This is a genomic window from Amycolatopsis decaplanina DSM 44594 (genome assembly GCF_000342005.1).
In the GTDB taxonomy this organism is placed as follows: domain Bacteria; phylum Actinomycetota; class Actinomycetes; order Mycobacteriales; family Pseudonocardiaceae; genus Amycolatopsis; species Amycolatopsis decaplanina.
Window position 1 is genome coordinate 37,394 of the sequence record NZ_AOHO01000085.1, and the last position, 18,156, is coordinate 55,549.

At 69.6% G+C, this 18,156-nt stretch carries 16 protein-coding genes; 10 read left to right on the top strand and 6 right to left on the bottom strand.

Features of this window, described 5'->3' with window-relative positions; all coding sequences use genetic code 11:
- Positions 1–31: 31 nt before the first annotated feature.
- A complete protein-coding gene (locus tag H074_RS41940) occupies positions 32–316 on the bottom strand; it encodes a LamG domain-containing protein (protein ID WP_235096992.1) in 285 nt (94 codons plus the stop codon).
- A gap of 5 nt (positions 317–321) precedes the next feature.
- Entirely contained in the window at positions 322–945 is a 624-nt protein-coding gene (locus H074_RS38255) for a LamG domain-containing protein (protein WP_235096993.1), read from the bottom strand.
- A gap of 121 nt (positions 946–1,066) precedes the next feature.
- Here H074_RS38255 and H074_RS38260 point away from each other — a divergent pair, with 121 nt between their 5' ends.
- Genes H074_RS38260 through H074_RS38270 form a run of 3 tightly spaced genes read left to right on the top strand, consistent with a single transcriptional unit; the run spans position 1,067 to position 5,533 of the window.
- Positions 1,067–1,777: a GntR family transcriptional regulator gene (locus H074_RS38260; RefSeq protein ID WP_007035471.1), complete on the top strand. Its 711-nt coding sequence runs from the start codon at positions 1,067–1,069 to the stop codon at positions 1,775–1,777.
- 52 nt (positions 1,778–1,829) lie between these two features.
- A complete protein-coding gene (locus H074_RS38265; protein ID WP_007035472.1) occupies positions 1,830–5,225 on the top strand; it encodes a TM0106 family RecB-like putative nuclease in 3,396 nt (1,131 codons plus the stop codon).
- Positions 5,222–5,533 (top strand): hypothetical protein, encoded by a 312-nt coding sequence (locus H074_RS38270; RefSeq protein WP_007035473.1) that lies wholly within the window; start codon positions 5,222–5,224, stop codon positions 5,531–5,533. The genes H074_RS38265 and H074_RS38270 overlap by 4 nt, the downstream gene beginning before the upstream one ends.
- Before the next feature lies 1 nt (position 5,534).
- On the opposite strand, the gene H074_RS38275 is transcribed toward H074_RS38270, so the two are convergent.
- Positions 5,535–8,618 (bottom strand): ATP-binding protein, encoded by a 3,084-nt coding sequence (locus tag H074_RS38275; protein WP_200865859.1) that lies wholly within the window; start codon positions 8,616–8,618, stop codon positions 5,535–5,537.
- Between the two features lie 121 nt (positions 8,619–8,739).
- Between H074_RS38275 and H074_RS38280 the strand changes: the two genes are divergently transcribed.
- From H074_RS38280 to H074_RS38300, 5 genes are all read left to right on the top strand, one after another.
- Entirely contained in the window at positions 8,740–9,609 is an 870-nt protein-coding gene (locus tag H074_RS38280) for an alpha/beta fold hydrolase (RefSeq protein ID WP_007035475.1), read from the top strand.
- 193 nt (positions 9,610–9,802) lie between these two features.
- The gene (locus H074_RS38285) at positions 9,803–10,300 is read left to right on the top strand and encodes a hypothetical protein (RefSeq protein WP_007035476.1); all 498 of its coding nucleotides are present in this window, start codon (positions 9,803–9,805) and stop codon (positions 10,298–10,300) included.
- A 143-nt stretch (positions 10,301–10,443) separates the two neighbouring features.
- Entirely contained in the window at positions 10,444–11,133 is a 690-nt protein-coding gene (locus tag H074_RS38290) for a sigma-70 family RNA polymerase sigma factor (RefSeq protein ID WP_007035477.1), read from the top strand.
- 95 nt (positions 11,134–11,228) lie between these two features.
- Positions 11,229–11,999, top strand: a complete 771-nt coding sequence (locus H074_RS38295) for a hypothetical protein (RefSeq protein ID WP_007035478.1) — start codon at positions 11,229–11,231, stop codon at positions 11,997–11,999.
- Between the two features lie 146 nt (positions 12,000–12,145).
- Entirely contained in the window at positions 12,146–13,318 is a 1,173-nt protein-coding gene (locus H074_RS38300; protein WP_039924567.1) for a PucR family transcriptional regulator, read from the top strand.
- Here the strand turns inward: H074_RS38300 and H074_RS38305 are convergent.
- Positions 13,315–13,698 carry a hypothetical protein gene (locus H074_RS38305; protein WP_007035480.1) on the bottom strand — a complete coding sequence of 128 codons (384 nt, stop codon included), beginning with the start codon at positions 13,696–13,698 and terminating at the stop codon, positions 13,315–13,317. The genes H074_RS38300 and H074_RS38305 overlap by 4 nt on opposite strands.
- A 237-nt stretch (positions 13,699–13,935) precedes the next feature.
- On the opposite strand from H074_RS38305, the gene pgfA reads away from it, so the two are divergent.
- A complete protein-coding gene (pgfA, locus tag H074_RS38310; RefSeq protein WP_039924568.1) occupies positions 13,936–14,970 on the top strand; it encodes a cell envelope lipid trafficking protein PgfA in 1,035 nt (344 codons plus the stop codon).
- On the opposite strand, the gene H074_RS38315 is transcribed toward pgfA, so the two are convergent.
- Positions 14,964–15,662 (bottom strand): class I SAM-dependent methyltransferase, encoded by a 699-nt coding sequence (locus H074_RS38315; RefSeq protein WP_007035482.1) that lies wholly within the window; start codon positions 15,660–15,662, stop codon positions 14,964–14,966. The two genes, pgfA and H074_RS38315, sit on opposite strands and share 7 nt — an antisense overlap.
- A gap of 163 nt (positions 15,663–15,825) precedes the next feature.
- Between H074_RS38315 and H074_RS38320 the strand changes: the two genes are divergently transcribed.
- Entirely contained in the window at positions 15,826–16,968 is a 1,143-nt protein-coding gene (locus tag H074_RS38320) for a glycosyltransferase family 4 protein (RefSeq protein WP_007035483.1), read from the top strand.
- A 125-nt stretch (positions 16,969–17,093) separates the two neighbouring features.
- Here the strand turns inward: H074_RS38320 and H074_RS38325 are convergent, their stop codons facing one another.
- Entirely contained in the window at positions 17,094–18,155 is a 1,062-nt protein-coding gene (locus H074_RS38325) for a hypothetical protein (RefSeq protein WP_007035484.1), read from the bottom strand.
- Position 18,156 lies beyond the last annotated feature (1 nt).

The following is an 18,156-nucleotide window of genomic DNA, read 5'->3' on the forward strand; positions in this document are numbered from 1 at the left end:
TCCTCGTTCTCCCGCAGAACCCCGCTCACATTTAACAGCCGGCGAGATTGTCGGTGAACCGCACACCCGAGGACCGGTACGACGCGGCCCGTTCGGCGGCGGCTTCCGGCGTCAGGACCTCGTTGTTCGCGTAGTAGACCCAATCCACCTGTTCGAGGTAGGTGCTCGTGCCACCGCTGTGCCGCGTGAGGTCGATGAACCACTGGTTGAAGTTCAAGGACATGTCCTGCCGCGGGTACACGTCGAACGGTCCGCCGCGGTCGTGGTCGGCCACGAGGGCACCGTCGATGTAGTACCGCACATGACCGTCGGACACGGTCGCTACGACGGAGTGCCAGCCGTCGATGCTGCGGCGCTGGCTGCCGCTCTTGTTCTGGCATACCACGGGTCCGGCGTGTAGGTGTGCCAACTGGTCTGGAAGTTCACCGGCCCTGCCTCGCCCCATCCGCCGTTGGGCAGGTACTCCGAGAAGTCCAGCTCGCTGTAGATCGGGTCGTTGTCGTAGCGGAGCGGGCTGATCGTGAAGAACGTCTGGTTGATCCGGTCGCCATCGGGGCCGGAGACCGGCGCGTCGGAGAAGCGGATCCGTGCCGCGTACGTCCCTTCGAAGAACCGCCGCTCGGGCTGCATGATCTCGGTCTGCGTCGTCCCCGCGGGCGTGCCGTCGGTGGCGGAGGCGAGCTGCAGCACCTTGTCGCCGCCGGACGTCGGGAACGTGATGCCCTCCGGAGCCCAGCGCGCACCGCCGACGCCAGGGCCGCCGGCCCCGGAGCGCACCTGCCAGCCGTGCTGGGAAAGGAGTCCGTCGGTGTACGAGGTGTAGTGGAAATCGTCGAACAACGCCCCGCAACCGGCCGCTCCGGCAGCGTCACCCGGCGCCAGCCCCAGTGCGGCGACCGACAACGCGGCGATGGCGGCGGAGCGGAACTTCCCTGTGTTCGACATCGTCGTCTCCTTTACCACTGGTCAGTTTCTTTCACCGTCGCTTCAGGAAGTGGTAAAGTCAATAGGTCTAGACAACCTGTCCACCAGCCAATTCACGCCGACCACTGGGTAGGCTGTGATCATGCGGCGAACAGAGGTCAAGGATCGGCTACGCCAGCTCATCGAGCGGCGCCAGCCGGGCGAGGTCCTGCCTTCGGAACGTGCGCTGAGCACCGAAATCGGCGTCTCGCGCCCTACCCTGCGGGCCGCGATCGACGAACTGCAACGCGACGGTCTCGTGGTCCGTGAGCACGGCCGGGGCACGTTCACCGCGCCGCGCAAGATCTCCCAGGACCTCGTGCCCGCGACCGGCGGCGAGCAGTTCGCCCCGCCCGCCGAGGGCCACTGGACCAGCCGGGTGATCGACTTCGCCACCACACCGGCGGGCGCCCGGCTCGGCAAACGGCTCGAGGTCTCCCCGGGTCACACGCTGGTGGCCGTCACCCGCGTCCGCGTCGTCGAAGAGGCGCCGATGGCGATCGAGCGGATCCTGGTCCCCCAGGACCTCGTGCCGGACATCACGGCCGCGGGCTTCGAGTCCGGCTCGTTCTACGAACTGCTCCGCACCCGCTACGAGATCGTTCCCGCGACGGCCGTGCAGATCATCGAACCGACCGTCACCGACGCCGACGAATCCGGTCTGCTCGGTGTCCCGCAGCACTCCCCCGCGCTGCTGTTCGAACGCACCACGCGCGACGCCGGCGGCCGCGTGATCGAGTACACCCGCTCGATCTATCGCGGCGACCGCTACCGGATCACCTCGCACCTGACGTTCGACCACACCTCGGGCTGACTCCGGCGTGCCGGGCCCGTCCCTCCGGGAGTCCGTGTAAGACTCCCGGGCGATGTACACCCCGTCCGATCTCGCCGACCTGCTCGAATGCGAGCACCGCAGCCTCCTGAACCAGGCGCTGGCCGCCGGCCTGCCGGGAGCGCCGCGGCCTGGCTCCGGGCCGGATCAGCTGGCGGTGACGCACGGGCGCGCGCATGAGGCCGCGACGCTGGACAAGCTGCGCGGCGAGCGGAGCGCCGTCGTCGAGATCGACGAACGTGACCCGGTCGTCGCCGCGAAAGCCACCGAAGAGGCGTTACGGGCCGGTGCCCCGGTGATCTACCAGGCGGTCTTCCACGACGGCGAGTTCTCCGGCCGGGCCGACTTCCTGATGCGTGACGACGAAGGCCGCTACGAGGTCTACGACACGAAGCTGGCCAGGCACGCGAAGCCCGCCGCGGTCGTCCAGCTGACCGCGTACGCCGACGCCCTGCGCCGGGCGGGCTGGCCCGCCGGTCCGCGGATGCACCTGCTGCTCGGCGATCACAGCACGCGTTCGTTCCGCGTCGACGACTTCCTCCCGCTGGTGGACCGGCTCCGCGCCCGGCTGCGCAACCGGCCGCCGACCCTGCCGGTCCCGCTGTGGGCCGACGAGCGGCCCGCGTGCGGCGGCTGCTCCTATGCCGCGCACTGCGCGAGCGCCCGCGAAGCCGATCGCGATCTTTCGCTGGTCGCGGGGATGCGCGGCGACCAGCGGCGCAAACTCGTCGCCGCGGGACTCGGCACCATCGACGCGCTCGCGGCCGCCGCACCGGAAGACCGGCCGCGCGACATCTCGGCGACGTCGTTCACCACGCTGCGCGCCCAGGCCGCGATCCAGGTCCGGCAGGACGCCACGGGGCAGATCGCCTACGAGGTCATCGATCCGGACGCGTTGGCCGAGCTGCCACCGCCCGCGCCCGGTGACGTCTTCTTCGACATGGAAGGCGACCCGTACGCACTGGCGGGTGAAGGGCTCGAATACCTCTTCGGCGCCGTGACCGACGACGACGGCACGAAGTTCACGCCGTTCTGGGCGCACAATCGATCACAGGAGAAGCGGGCTTTCGAAGAGTTCGTCGACTTCGCCACCGCGAGGCTCACCGAGCATCCCGGTTCGCACGTCTACCACTACGCCCCGTACGAGGTCACCGCGATCAAGCGGCTCGCCGCCGTGCACGGGACCCGCGAGGACGCCGTCGACCACCTGTTGCGCAGCGGCGGTCTGGTGGACCTGTATTCCGTGGTGCGCAAGGCACTCCGGGTGTCGCAGCGGTCGTACTCCATCAAGTACCTCGAACCTCTCTACATGCCCGAAGCCCGTGACGGCGACGTCAAGACGGCGGTGTCGAGTATCGAGGCCTACGAGGAATACCTGACGCTCACCGCTTCCGGCGAGACCGAGCACGCGGACGAAGTGCTGCGCGGGATCAGCGACTACAACGAATACGACTGCGTCTCCACGCTGCGGTTGTTCGAGTTCCTCCACAAGATCCGCGTGGAGGAAGGGATCGCGCTCGCCGAGCCGCCGGAAGAGTCCGATGTGGACGCTCTGCTCCGGCAGACCGAAGAGGACGTCGCCGCTCAGAAACGCGCCGAACGCGCCGCGCAACTGGCCGCGCTGGTCGATCCGCTGCTGGACGGGCTGCCCGACGATCCGGCCGGGTTCACCGGTGAGGACCGCGCCCGCGCGCTGCTCGCCGCGTCCGTCGGCTACCACCGCAGGGAGACGAATCCGGCGTGGTGGGAGTACTTCCGCCAGCTGGCCGCCCCGCTCGGTGATCTGGAGACCGACAACGCCTGCACCGTCCCGATTTCGTGGGAAGCCGGGGAATGGGTGCCGCCTTCGGGCCGGGTCCGCAAGGCGAAACGCTCGCTGGTGCTCCGCTGCGACCCGGACCGGCCGCATCCCTTCGCCCCCGGCGACGACGTCCGCCTGCGGTACGGGGCGGCCGCGCGGGACGCCAAGGTCGTCTCTGCCACCGCCGTCGAACTGACCCTCGAGGAAAGCTGCCCACCCGACGAGACCACCGCCGACCGGCCGGTCGCGGTGCTGCCCGGAAGCCCGGTCCGCCCCTCGCCCAAGGACGACGCTGTCGCGGACCTCGCCCGCCTCGTCGTCGACACGCTGCCGGTGCTGCCCGCGCATCCCGGTGTCGACCTGCTCCGGCGGACGACGCCTCGGCTGCGCGACGACCGGACATTGCCCGAACCAGGGACGGATCTCGTGAGCACGGTGATCGAGGCCGTCGAGGCGCTCGACGGCTCCGCGCTCGCCGTCCAAGGCCCGCCGGGTGCGGGCAAGACCTATCTGGCCGGCAGGCTGATCGCGAAACTCGTGCGCGCGGGCAAGACGATCGCCGTCACCTCGACCAGTCACAAGGCCGTGGAGAACGTCCTGTCCGCCGCGCTCAAGAACGCGCCGGATCTGCCGTGCGCCAAACGCGCCAAGCGGACGCCGGATCCGGCCGCGCCGTGGGAACAGCCGAAGACCAATCCCGCGCTGGTGAAATGGCGCGAGGAGCATGACACCGGCCATCTGGTCGGCGGGACCGCCTGGACGTTCGCGAACGCCGCGATCCGGGAAGAGCCGTTCGACCTGCTGATCATCGACGAGGCGGGCCAGTTCGCCCTCGCCGACGCGCTCGCGGTGTCGATGTGCGCCAAGAACCTCCTGCTGCTGGGCGATCCGCAGCAGTTGCCGCAGGTCGTGCAGGGCACGCATCCCGCGGGCGCCGAAGCGTCCGCGCTCGGGCACCTGATCGGTGAGGCGGACATCATCCCGGCCGAGCTCGGATATTTCCTCGACGAGACCCGGCGGATGCATCCGGCTGTCTGTGCTCCGGTGTCGCGGCTGTCCTACGCGGGCCGCCTGCACTCGCATCCCTCGGCGGCCGAACGGGCGATCGACGGCGTCGAGGCGGGCCTGTACCTCGCCGAAGTCGACCATCACGGCAACACGACGCGGTCGGTCGAGGAGGCCGAGGCGGTCACCGCCCTCGTCGCCGAACTCCACGGCCGCGCCTGGACCGATCACGGCGAGCCCCGGCCGCTCGGCGACGAGGACATCCTGGTCGTGGCGCCGTACAACCTGCAGGCCCGGGTCGTGGCCCGTGCCCTGGACCAGGCCGGACATCCCGGCGTGCGGGTGGGCACCGTGGACCGGTTCCAGGGACAGGAGGCGCCGGTGGTGATCACCACCATGACCTCGTCCTCGGCGGTCGACCTGCCGCGTGGCCTGGACTTCCTGCTCTCCCGCAACCGGCTCAACGTGGCGCTCTCGCGGGCGCAGGCGCTCGCGATCGTGGTCTGCTCGCCGCGGCTGGTCGAAGCCGACATCCGCACGGTCGACCAGATGCGGCTGGTTTCGGGCATGCTCGGGTTGATGACCGAAGCCGTGCCGTGGCACGCAGGACGGAGTGGACGATGACCGAGAACAGCCCGGACAAGAAGCCGGAAGTGATCGACGCCGAGATCGTCGAGGCTGAGATCGTCAAAGACGCCCCTACGGCGCCGGTCGAGGTCCCGGAGCCGGATTACAGCGAGAGCGGCGTGCCTTCGTTCGACCACGTGCGGGACCGGATCGAGCAGCGGTACACGACCTCGCTGGGCTCGACCGAACTCGCCGGCCTCGGCGGCAAGGAAGACGTCGCTTCGCTGGACAAGAAGATCGCCGACCGTGACAAGGCCGCCAAGGACAAGCTGGCAGAGATCCGCCGCGCGATGCGGGAGCAGTGAGCTAACCCCAATGCGGTGAACCGGCTTTCACCGCGATGGCCCGCGCCTTCCGGTAGTGCTCGGCGGCCGCTTCTCGCAGGCCGAGGGCGGTGGCCAGCTCACCGAGGTAGTACGCGACCGGGCGGAGAGTCAGCATCCCGCTCCCTGCCCCGGCGATCTCGTCCCCGGCGGGCAGGAGTTCGGCGTACAGGCGTTCCATCGCCGTCCGGTCACCGAGTTCGATCGCGACGACGGCATGCAGACAGGTGCGGGCCTCGTACAGCAGGTCCCGCGGCGAGTCCGGGATCGGGAGCACCGGGCGGCACCAGCTTTCGTAAGCGCCGTAGTCCTCTTCCCGTGCTTCCGGCGGCAAGCCTCGCTGGATCCGGTCGCAGAACAGGGCGAGCGCGAGGATCCCGTTGTCCACTCCGGGCATGGCCGTTCCCGCGAGACCCGCGGCCGCGGCGCGATAGGCGGCTTCCCCGCCGGGACCGGTCATCGCGGTCCGCATCGCGCGATACCACCGGGTGAACACGCCGACGAGCGGAAGGCCGTACTTCTCACCGAGCTCGTCCGCCGACGCGGCGTGCCGGTCCGCGGCCGCGAAATCCGCGAGCGCGCTCTTCGCCTGCAAAAGCACGAGGTGTCCGAGCACCTCGAACGTGACCAGCCGGTGGCGCGTGGCGAGGTCGACCAGTTCGGCGCCGATCCCGGCCCGCTGAGGGGCGAGCCCCGCGCGGTCGAAGGACTGCAGGAACCGGGCGTTGAGCGCGAACGCCAGCAGCGCCGGGTCTTCCAGCCGGCGGGCGAGCGCCTCGGCTTTCCCGGCCGCCTCGCGGGCACGCTGTCCGCCCGCGTTCCGCAGTTCGACGGCGAGTGTGGCCAGCAAACGACACCGCTCGGCCACGCGTTCGGCGGGTAACGCGGCGAGGGTCCGCTCGACGGCGCCCGCGATCCGGGAAGCGAGCTCCCTGTCGTCGCTTTCGGTCCAGATGGCGGGGACGTCGAAGGCACCGATCATCCGCGCGGTCGACAGCGGATCGTCCAGCTTCTCCGCCAGCTCCAACGCTTCGGCCCGATACCGCCGCGACCGGCCGAGACCACCGGCGACGGCCGAAGCGCGGGCCTTGCCCATGATCAGCTCCAGCCGCTTCCCGGTGCCGGAGGCGCCGGATCGGTCATACGCGGCGAGTGCGGCGTCCCAGAGCCTCGCCGCTTCGGTCGACGCGAAACGACTTTCGGCCCGCTCGGCGGCGGCCTGCGCGTACTGTGCGGCCCGGTCGTCGTGCTCCCCCGAAAGCAGGAAATGGTGCGCCAGGGCATCGACGTCGTCCGGGTGAAGAAGTTCCAGCACCTGGGCGATCGCGCCGTGCTCGCGGGCTCGCCGCGAACGGGAGAGATCGTGGTAAAGCGTGTCCCGCACGAGTGCGTGCGCGAACCGGAACCGGTGCGGCGCGCGCTCGGTCAGAAATCCGCGCCGGGCCGCGATCTCGACCGCGTCGAGCGCGGTTTCCCCCACCAGGGTCTCGAGCACGTCCAGATCGACGTCCGTACCGATCACCGCTGCCCGCCGCACCACTCCGCGGACCTCGTCCGGTAACGCGTCCACCCGGTGCCGGACGACGTCGCGGACTCCCGGCGGCACCGCGTCCAAGGCGGCCGGGCCCTCGGCGGCCAGCAGACGGGCGAGTTCACGGACGAAAAAGGCGTTCCCGCCGCTGCGCCGGTGGATCACCGCGGCGATGTCCGGGTCGATCTCTTCCCCGGTCGTGACCCTGACCAGGCCGGCGACTTCGGTCTCGGGCAGGCCGCCGAGATAGATCCGCGTCGGCTCGTGGCGTGCGGCCCGGCCGAGGAAGTCCGTCAGCCGTGCGGGCGGATCGGTGCCGCGATAGGTCGCGATGATCAGCACCGGCTCGGCCAGCGCCGAGGTCAGCAACGCCAGCGTCTCCTCACCCGCCCAGTGCAGGTCGTCGAGGACGATCAGCAGTGGTGCGGCAGCGGACAGAGAGGACGCGACGGCGCGATGCCATCGCCAGCGCGCGGCCAGGGGATCTTCGGTCACCGGCTCCGCCGCCGGCGCCACGCCGTACCCGGCGTCGGCGAGCGTGGCCAGGATCCGGGTCCAGGCGTAGGCCGGCGGCGCGCCCTCGTCGTCGGGGTTGCTCCCCCAGGCCGTGGTCCAGCCGCGCGCGGCGAGGCGGGCGGAGAACGCCTCGGCGAGCGCGGTCTTCCCCACCCCGGCGTCACCGGAGACGAGCACCAGCCGCGACCGTGTCACGGCTTCCTCGAGCCTGGCCAGTTCCGCGTCGCGCCCGACCAGTGGCCGTTCGGCGATCTTGGGCGCGGACGATGCCAGTCTGGGCGCTTGCGCCAGGATGTCGGCTTCCAGGTCCCGCAGGGCGGCGCCGGGATCGATGCCGAGTTCGTCGGCGAGGAGTTCGCGAGTGGTGCGTAACACCGCCAGCGCGTCGCCTTGCCGCCCGGAGCGGTAGAGCGCCAGCGCCAGCAGCCGGGAACCGTTCTCCCGCAACGGATATTCGCGCACTCGCGGTTCCAGCTCGGGGATCACCTCGGCGGCCCGTCCGAGCGCGAGGAGGGCCTCGGCACGGAGTTCGCCCGCCAGCGAGCGGAGTTCGGTCAGGCGGGAGACCTCGCCACGTGCCCAGCCCTCTTCGGCGAATTCGGCGTACGCGGGACCACGCCACAGCGCGAGCGCGGAGTCCACTCGCGACAGTGCCGTGTCCGCCCTGCGGGCATCGAGCAGTTCACGGGCCGCGGTGACGGCGGCCTCGAAATCCCAGGCGTCGACGGAATCCGCGCGCAGGGCGTAGCCGCGGGCGACCGTGACGAGCAGTCGCGCGGGCTCACGGGGCGCGCGATCCGGCTCCAGCGCGCGGCGCAAGGCGCCGACGAAGGTCTGGACGGCACCGACCGCACCCTCGGACGGACGCTCCCACAGATCGTCGACCAGGCGTTCCACCGGTACGACCCGGCCGCGGGCGATCAGCAGCCTGGCCAGCACCGCCCGGTGCCGCGGGCCCTTGAGCCCGACGTCCCCTCGCGCGTCCTCGGCCACGAGCGGGCCGAGCACCCCGAACCTCATCGTCACCTCCCTCTTCACCGACGGTGATCATCGTCGCCCCGGCCGCTCGGCCGCCGCTGACCGGGTGCTGATCCGGGCCGGGGACGCTGGCGGTCATCACGGAACGACCAGGAAGGTACCCATGCGCATCACCGGATTCGACTACCAGCGGGTGCCCGTCGCGGACGGCGTGTCACTCGACGTCGCCGTCGCCGGGACGGGCAGCCCGATCGTGCTGCTGCACGGTTTCCCCGAGACCCACCTCATGTGGCGGCACGTGGCGGCGGATCTGGCGGCCGACCACACCGTCCTCTGCCCTGACCTGCGAGGATACGGCGGAAGTGACAAGCCCGCGGACACCGGCGAGACCTACTCGAAGCGGACGATGGCGGCCGATGTCGTCGCCGTCGCGAAGGCCTTCGGCCACGACCGGTTCGCCCTCGCCGGGCACGACCGGGGAGCACTGGTTGCGCTGCGGGCCGGCCTCGACCACCCGGACGAGGTGAGCCACCTCGCGATCCTCGACGTGCTGCCCACGCTGGACATGTGGGACGTGCTGCACGGCACCGGCGCCGCGGTCGGCTTCCACCTCTACCTGATGGCTCAGCCGCCCGGACTGCCCGAACAGCTGATCGCCGCCGCGCCCGACGTGTTCTTCGGCCACTTCCTCGACGCGTGGACGCGGCGCGGCGACGCGATCCCCGCCGACGTCCGGGCCGCGTACCTGGAGGCGTCACGGAACGCGGTGACCTCGATCGTCGCCGACTACCGCGCGTCGGCGGGCATCGACGTCGAGCACGACAAGGCGGACCGCGCGGCGGGCAACCGGCTCACCATGCCGCTCACCGTGCTCCAGCAGGACTGGGGCGCCGCACTCGGCTACGACGCCGTCGCGCTCTGGCAGGCGTGGGCGACGGACCTGGACCACCGGACGGTCACGTCGGGCCACTTCATGGCCGAGGAATCGCCGTCGGAGGTAGTGAAGGCGCTGCGAGACCTGCTCACGCGCTAGGCCGAAAGGGCCCTTCACCGCATGTGACGCGGTCAAGGGCCCTTTCGTCGCGTCGCATGCGGGGAAAGTCCCTTCAGCCCCTGGGCCGAACGGCCCAACCCGCGCCCCCACCCGCGCCAATCCGACGGACCTTCATGTTTAGCCGTCGCCCTGTGGGGTATCGGATGGCGGCACGACGAACGAGGGGCCCGACATGAAACCCACTGCCAAGCGCGCACACACCGTCGCCCGCGATCTCCTTTCGCTCACCAGATCGGGCGAAGCCGATCGGCTCGCCACCGCGCTGGTGTCCATCGCCTCCTCCACCCGGCGAGGACCTGCGCTCGGCGACGTCGTCGGACGACTGGTCGACACCTTCTCCTTGGCGGCCAAGGATCGTCGTCGTTCGCTGCGGATCGGTGAACCGTTCACCCTCCGCCTGCGGGATCCCACAGGCCTGACGGTCCGTCCCGACAGACTCGACCCCGCAGTGGCCGCGATCGTCCGCGCCATCGCCGCCAGCGTCCGCGACGACCGGGACACCTGCGCCGACCAGATCGGCGAGGCCTGCGAGAACGCCGATCTCGACCAGCGGATCCGGGTGCTCGCGCACTGCCTCGTCTGGACGTCGGATCTCCTCAGCACCGACACCACCGCCTATCCCCCGGTGCTGTCCTGCTTCAAGGTGCCACCCCTTCACCGTCCACAGTAGACATTGCGCGGTTCGGATGACTTCCGGCCTGTCGTGTGGACATCCCCTCCACGGAACGGCAAGGTGGTCAACCGCGCACGAAGTCCCAGTCCCCGATGACGGGCGCACCTTGGCGGACAGTTCCCCGAACCAGGAGTGCAGACTTGGACGAGGTAGCGCCCTCGACGGTACCCGCGGACTCCCGTGCCGCCGCCACGGCGGGACGGCTGCCCAACCCGGACAGCAGATTGGTCCGGGCGGCCGTGGCCGGTGATCCGGACGCGATCCGGGAACTGGCCGGTTTTCTCACCCCGCACGTGTTCCGCTACTGCGCGAGCAGGCTCGGCGGCACCGGAGCGGGCGCCTGCGACGCACAGGACTGCGCGCAGGAGGTGTTGCAGGCGGTCCTGATCGCCTTGCCCCGCTACCGGTATCGCCCGGACCGGTTCCTCGCGTTCGTCCTCGGGATCGCCGGGCACAAGGTGGCCGACCTGCACCGGCACCGCTCCCGCGAGCCGGTCGCCTCCGTCCCGGAGATCGGCGACGGGCTGACGTCCTGGGCCCGCCGCGGCCCGGACGAGATCGAACGGCTGGAGCACCGGCTGCAGGCCGGGGTCCTGCTGGCGAGATTGCCGATGCCGCACCGGCAGGTGCTCGCGCTCCGGTTCGTGTTCGGTCTTTCGGCCGAGGAGACGGCCGAACGGCTCGGCCTGCCGAGCGCGGGAGCGGTCCGCGCTGCCCAGTTCCGGGCGGTCGCACGGTTGCGGGTCCTGCTCACCGAGCGAAACGCCCGTTACGCGAGTGATGCCCCGATCGTCGGACAAGTCCCCGAACCGGAGCTCGTCCCGGCATAGAACCGTCCACTTCGGACGATCGATTTCTTGTACGGCCCTTGTACGAGGATCCCCCATCCTGTCCTCCTATTCGGGGAAACCACTGGAGGACAGAGATGAAGATCCGATCGAGGATCGTCAGAGGCGCGGTGGGCACGATCGCGCTGGCCGGGGCGATCATGCTCGGCGGCGCGGGCGAGGCGCTCGCGGCGTCGGGCACGGTGAACACCGACTCCGGGGTGGCGGTGACCGTGCGATCGAGCCCGAGCACCAGCGCGAGTTCGGTCGGCACCGTCGCGAGCGGCACCGCCGTCACGATCGACTGCCAGACGAACGGCTCGACGGTGACCGGGAAGTACGGCACCACCGACATCTGGGACTACGTGCCGTCCAAGGGCGGCTACATCAGCGACGCCTACGTCTACACCGGTTCGGACGGCCGGGTCGCGCCGGACTGCGCCGGCAGCACCCTTTCCTGCTCCACGGCGGGCACCGGCAACCCCCGGACCTGCGCCGAAGCCGTCGCGTGGGCGAAGGCGCACGTGCACACCAACAACGATCCCGACTACTACCGCTGGTGCGACCGGATCAACTCGTGGGCCTACGGCTGGACCGCGAGCGGTTCGGAAACGGCTTACGTGCACTGGACCCAGATCCCGGGTTCGTACAAGCACCCCGGCGACACCCAGGTCCCCGCGGGCGGGCTGGCGTTCTTCAGCAACGGCGGCACCGGGCACACGATGATCTCCATCGGTGGCGGCAAGTTCCTGTCGAACGACATCCACGGCCCCGGCAGCTTCACCGAGACCACGATCTCGGAGATCAAGAACGCGTGGAACTACACCTATCTCGGCTGGTCGCAGCCGTGGTTCAAGATCAACCACTGATCTCGGGCCACCTCGGGCGCTGCCGGACGACGGGGGTCCTCGTCCGGCAGCGTCCCTCCCGTTTGTCAGCCGCGCTCAGCACCTGAAAGCGCCCTTTCGTCGTATCGTGACAAAAAGCGGCCGCTCGAGCGGGTTAGAGTTGACGGATGGGCACCGAAGCTCTCGCTACTCCCGCACCCAGGGAGCAGCGTGTGCTCATGCAGGCGATGCTCACCCGGCTGCCCGAGTTCAGTGACCGCCTCGCCCGGCTGCTCAGCGACGAGGACGAGTTCTACCACCAGGTGGACAGCACCGCGCCGGACGAGTTGCGGAAGGTCTGCCGGGCGAATCTCGAGCGGGCGCTGACCGCGCTCGTCGAGGGGCGGGGGCTGCCGCTCGACGCGGCCCGCAAGACCGGGCTGGCCCAGGCCAGGCAGGGTATCCCGCTGCCGTCCGTGCTCCGCGCGTTCCGGATCGGCGGGATCTTCGTCTACGAACGACTGCTGGAACTGGCGGGTCCGGGATTCATCAACCCCGCGCGCACGGTGGAGATCAATTCCAACGTGTGGAAGACCATCGATCTCTACTCCGACGCGCTGACCACGGCGTACAGCGAGGTCGCCGCCGAACTCTCCCAGGAGAAGCTCGCCCTGCTGGACGGCCTGCTCCAAGGCCGGTTCGCCACCCAGGCCGAACTCGAGAACGCCGCGAAGGAACTCGACCTCCCGGCCGCGGGCACCTTCGTCGCCGTCGTCACCGAAGCCGTCGAGCCGGAGGAACGGCCCGGTGTCGAGGCCCTGCTGCGGGCGCGGCGCTGGAAGTCGGCCTGGCGCCCGGGCGCCGAGGTCGGGCTGGTGGTGATCGACCGCGTCGAGGACGTCCGGCGGCTGCGCGACGTCCTGGGCACCCTGCCGCTGGCGGTGGGGATGAGCAGGCCGTTCAACGGGTTCCTCGAAGTACCGGACGCGGTCCACCGGGCCCGGATCGCCCGCCGCTCGCTGGCCACCGGCGCCGCCGGGGTCGCCGTCTTCGGCGACTCCCCGGTCACCACGCTGGTCGCGAGCGCGCCGGAGATGTCGCGGGACGTCCTGCGCTCGGTACTGGCCGGGCTCCTGGTGCTGCCCAAGCCCGAACGGCAGGTCCTGCTCGACACACTGGTCGCGTGGTTCGCTGGGCACGGCTCGGCCAAGGAAGCCGCGGACCGGCTGATCGTCCACCCGAACACGGTCCGGTACCGGCTGCGCCGGGTGCAGGAGCTGACCAGGCGCGACCTGTCCGACCCGGTCGACGTCGGCGAACTCTACGTCGCACTGGAGGCGGTCCGCCTGGCGGATGCTTAGACCCGTCTCTCCGGCGCCATGTCGGCGTCGATGATCCTCGCGAGGTCCAGCAGCGTGTGCCCGAGACCGGGCCTCGCGGTGAGCCGCACCGCGAGGGTGCGGCCTCGCGCGGTCGTGGCGACCGGCAGGGTCACCTCGGGATTCGCGGACCTCGTCCACTGTGGACGGCGCCCGGCCGCGGACAGGACGATGTCGGGATGCGGGGACCGCCGCCCGGGACGCCACCGTGATCTCCTGGCGTCGAGATCGCGAATCACGTTGCCGTGCAATGAAAGCAGCGCGGCGACGTCGGCGACCGCGTCGCGGAGTTCGACGTCGGTGATGGAATCCGAGTAGGCGCCGATGTCCAGCGCGCGGGGATCGTTCGGGTCCTGCGGCACAGAGTTCCTTTCCACGCACCGGAAGTCGTCCGATGGTGGTCCCGCTCACGTTGTTCCCGAGAACAAACATGTTTGGCTGCCTGCGCCGAATGGCGGCGCCCGTACCGCCTTCCGGTCGCACGGCTTGCCTGTGACCGTGGGTCACACCTTTGACGCTGACCGGCCCGCGAGCCACTATCTGGCGACCGATTACCGATGGGTAATGTGGATGTTTCCGTGGTCTCACCAGGAGGACCGTTGCGACGAACGTTGAGCCTGATCTTCTTGGCCCTAGGGGTGTTCGCCGTCGCCGGCGCGGTATTGCTGCCGACCTACGTGAAACCCGAACTCGCCAAGGTGCCACTGAACCAGGAATCGACGTCGGTCCTCGAAGGCACCGCGTCCAAGGTGCTCGCGGTGAAGACCGAAGACGGCAAGACCGTCACGGAGATCCGTGACGACGCCAAGTTGAGGGCGACCGCCCACGTGGCGGCGAACTTCGCGCCGCCGGAGATGCGGGAGGGCACGGACGTCGCCGTGTGGCTGCTGGCCGTGTCGGTCGTCGACACCAGCGATCAGACCGTGGTCAGCGCGAGTAAACGTCAGGTCTGCTTCGACCGCCGCACCGCGGAAGGCTACGTGCCGCCGGGCGGCGACCAGGAGGCGAAGTGCTCGGCCAACAGCAGCTTCGTCACCAAACTCAAGGAGAAGCCCGAAAAGGAAGGCGAAAAGCCCGAGGAAATCCAGGAGTACAAGCCGCAGCCCGGCCTGAACTTCAAGTTCCCCTTCGACACCGAGCAGAAGGATTACCAGGTCTACGACGACAACACCGGCCGCGCCGTCCAGGCCCGGTTCAAGGGTGTCGAGGACATCAAGGGCGTCGAGGTCTACAGGTTCGTCCAGGAGATCCCCGACACGAAGATCTCCACGAAGAAGGTGCCCGGCTCGCTCATCGGCGCAACCGGGGACTCCGTCGAGGCAGGCCAGTTCTACCAGGGCACCATCACCAGCTGGATCGAGCCGGTCACCGGGATCCAGGTCAAGCAGGAGCAGCGGTCGCACCAGGAACTCCGGTCGGCCGCGAACCCCACCCCCACGGTGGTCTTCGACGGCAAGCTGACCTTCACCGACGCGACCGTCGACGCGATGGTCAAGCAGGTCGGCGAGAACAAGGGCAAGCTGGACTTCATCGGAAGTACCGGGCCGATCGTGCTCGGGATCGCCGGCGCGGTCTTCCTCGCGCTCGGGGTCTTCCTGCTGGCGAAGCGGCGCCCTTCCCCTTCGCGTCACTGACGCTTGCGCAGCACCATCACCAGATTCCATGACGCGACTTCCCGGACTCCGGGGACATGTGCGATCCACTGGGCCCAGGAGGGATGGTAGCGCGGGTAGACCTCCTGGAGATCGGCGAGCGGCGCGGCCTTCCCCCACCGGATGGCCGCGCCGGCGGAAAAGGCGAAAAGGCTCTCCCCGAATTTGTTCTTCGGCTCCTTCCCGTTCTTTTCGAGATAACGCCGCCGGGCGTAGTGGCCACCGAGGAAATGCCACGGCGCCGTCTCGTGACCGCCCCACGGCGAATACCACGGCGTGAACGAGGCGAAAATCGTTCCGCCGGGTTTGGTCACCCGGCACATCTCGGCCAGCATGACGTCGGGTTCGGAAACGTGTTCGAGGACGTTCGACGAATAGCAGATGTCCACCGATCCGGTGCGCACCGGCAGTTTCGTCCCGCTGCCGCGGACCATGTTCTCACCGGCCTCGCCCCGCGCCGTCAACTCTCCGACGTCGGGATCAATGCCCAGGTACGTGGCACCGGCAGCACGGAAGGCGTCGGAGAAATAGCCAGGACCGCCGCCGACGTCGACGATGGTCCGGCCGTCCAACGGAGTGTGCCGCGCCAATTGCCGGACGGAATCCTCGGCGAGCACCGAGTAGAAACCGTCCGGATCCGTCTGCTCGGTGAGAAAAGCCCGGAACAACGTCACCGATCTACGCAAAGTGGCGCGATGAGGCATCGTTGCAGGAGTCACCGATCGATTACCGACCATCGAACCATCGCTTTCCGAGAATGATTCATCTACCGTGTACGCACCGGTAACCTAGCATTGTCGCCAACAGGTTGGGAGAACCACGATGGAAAGGCCACGTGTGCTGCTCGTCAACTGGCGCGACACCGGGCATCCGGAGGGCGGCGGCTCCGAGCGGTACGTCGAGCGGATGGCCGAGGGACTCGCCAAAGCCGGCTACCGGGTCGAGATCCAGTGCGCGGCTTATCCGGGCGCGAACGCCGGGGAATGGCGCGACGGTGTCCGCTATCGCCGCCGTGGCAACAAGTTCGGTGTCTACCTCCACGCGCTCAGGGCGATCCGGCAGGCACACGCCGATCTCGTCGTCGACGTACAGAACGGAATGCCGTTCTTCGCCAGGCTCGTGGCGGGCTGCCCGGTTCTCGTGCTGGTGCACCACGTCCACCGGGAGCAGTGGATCAGCGCGCTCGGCGAGACACTGGGCCGGATCGGCTGGTGGATCGAGTCACGGCTGGCGCCGTGGCTGTTCCGGCACTGCCGCTACGTCACGGTTTCCGAGATCACCAAAGGCGAACTCACGGGCCTCGGCATCGAAGGCTCGCGGATCACCGTGGTACCCAACGGTTTGGACACTCCCCCGCGCGGCAAGGCGGTCCGGGAGACCGAACCGACGCTGGTCGCGGTCAGCAGGCTGGTGCCGCACAAGCGGATCGAGCACGCGATCGACGTCGTCGCGGAACTGACGCGGCGCTGGCCGACGCTGCGGCTCGAGATCGTGGGCCAGGGCCCCTGGGAAGAGGTCTTGCGCGAGCACGCCCGCGACAGGGGCGTCGAGGACCGTGTGCGGCTGCACGGCTGGGTGGACGAGAACGAGAAACACGAGATCCTGGAACGGTCCTGGCTGCACCTGTGCCCGTCGGTCAAGGAAGGCTGGGGAATCGTCATCATGGAGGCCGCCGCGCACGGCGTGCCGTCCGTGGCCTACCGGGCGGCGGGCGGGGTGGCCGAATCCATTGTGGAGGGCAAGACCGGGCTGCTGGCCGACGACTTCGCCGATTTCACCGCGCAAGTGGACGGACTGCTCGCCGACCGGGTACGGCGGAACGAAATGGGCAGGGCCGGCGTCACGTGGGCGAGCCTGTTCGACTGGGAGCACAGCGTGAGCCGCTTCGAATCACTCGTGCGCGACGTGGCCGGGGTGGCCGTCCCCCATCCCAGGGTCCTGACGCCTGTTGGCGGAGCTGAGGTTTGTCCGGCAAGGTGACCATACGCGTGAACCCGCCACGGCCGAAGGCCCCGGCTATCGCGGTGGCAGGGCGCCTTCACCACCTGCGTGACCTGAAAGACCAGCTCGCGCCCTGCCGACGTCGATCGCGGACGCGGGTTCACCTACAAACACAGACGCCGCAGGGCTTCCACGATCCCGTCGGCCAGCCCGGCCGTGGCGGCGTCGTCGAAGTCCTTGCGGCGTGCGCGCACGGTGACGGTGCTCGTCTCCCCGACGGTCACCGCGCCGAACGCCACTCCTGAGCGGCCGCTGGCGGCGGGGTAAAACGCGATCGAGGTGACCGCGTCCGCGGCCGAAACGACACCGAGGTTGGAAACCAGACAGGTCGAACCGAGCCTGCCCGCCAGCAGCCGCGTGCCCAACCGGGCGATCCTGCTGCTGCGGGCGGGGAAATCGGGCTCCGGCGGCTGCGTGGCCAGCAGCGCGCCCACTTCGGCGACCGTGGGCTTCCGGCCGAGCCGCAGGCGAAAGAACGCGCTGTCGTGCAGGGGTTCGGGTGCGGCGCCGCCTCGCCACGAGGCGCCGACCGCGGCCACCACCCTGTCGGCTTTCTCACCGTGCCGGGCATTCCACGTCTCGGTCAGGTTGGCGGCGGCCGCCGCGAAAGCCGAGGACCCGAGCCGTGAGCGAGGCAGGATCCTGGCGCTGAACACGTCCCCTCTGCCACTTTCGGCTCGTTCCGGGGTGATCCTCGCCGGGGGCGCGAAAAGCGCTTCAGCGAGCCTGTGGAAGGCGGACGTGAGAAAGGACCGATCCGCCGTGCGTGTGCCGATTCCCTTGGCGGCGGACGAGATGGGGATGTCGAGAACCAGTCCGAGGACGGCGAGCAGGCCGAGACCGTCGAGCGCGCCGTGGTGCGCGGCGATCAGCACGACAGGCTCGTCGATGCCGACCGCGACCCGGAGCAACGGCGCGCCGCGTTCGTACGGCGCCTCGGCGAAACGATCGCGGATCGCCGGAAGTTCTTTCCCGGGAACGGCTTCGACTTCGGGAGCGGCTCCGAGCCACGGCCGCTCCATGACCGCGACCGCCAGCCGCATCCGCGCCTTTTCCGGCGTCAGTACCGAAGACAGCCTCGCCTCCAGGAGAATGCTCCAGGAAACGGTGGGGTCGCCGTAGAGCCCGACGACCCGGCCGGCCTGGTCGGAGGCGAGCTGGGACATC

Bases quoted from the DNA above. Each gene is read 5' to 3' on its own strand.
- H074_RS38255 (WP_235096993.1), bottom strand. From the start codon at position 945: ATGTCGAACACAGGGAAGTTCCGCTCCGCCGCCATCGCCGCGTTGTCG.
- H074_RS38260 (WP_007035471.1), top strand. From the start codon at position 1,067: ATGCGGCGAACAGAGGTCAAGGATCGGCTACGCCAGCTCATCGAGCGG.
- H074_RS38265 (WP_007035472.1), top strand. From the start codon at position 1,830: ATGTACACCCCGTCCGATCTCGCCGACCTGCTCGAATGCGAGCACCGC.
- H074_RS38270 (WP_007035473.1), top strand. From the start codon at position 5,222: ATGACCGAGAACAGCCCGGACAAGAAGCCGGAAGTGATCGACGCCGAG.
- H074_RS38275 (WP_200865859.1), bottom strand. From the start codon at position 8,618: ATGAGGTTCGGGGTGCTCGGCCCGCTCGTGGCCGAGGACGCGCGAGGG.
- H074_RS38280 (WP_007035475.1), top strand. From the start codon at position 8,740: ATGCGCATCACCGGATTCGACTACCAGCGGGTGCCCGTCGCGGACGGC.
- H074_RS38285 (WP_007035476.1), top strand. From the start codon at position 9,803: ATGAAACCCACTGCCAAGCGCGCACACACCGTCGCCCGCGATCTCCTT.
- H074_RS38295 (WP_007035478.1), top strand. From the start codon at position 11,229: ATGAAGATCCGATCGAGGATCGTCAGAGGCGCGGTGGGCACGATCGCG.
- H074_RS38300 (WP_039924567.1), top strand. From the start codon at position 12,146: ATGGGCACCGAAGCTCTCGCTACTCCCGCACCCAGGGAGCAGCGTGTG.
- H074_RS38325 (WP_007035484.1), bottom strand. From the start codon at position 18,155: ATGTCCCAGCTCGCCTCCGACCAGGCCGGCCGGGTCGTCGGGCTCTAC.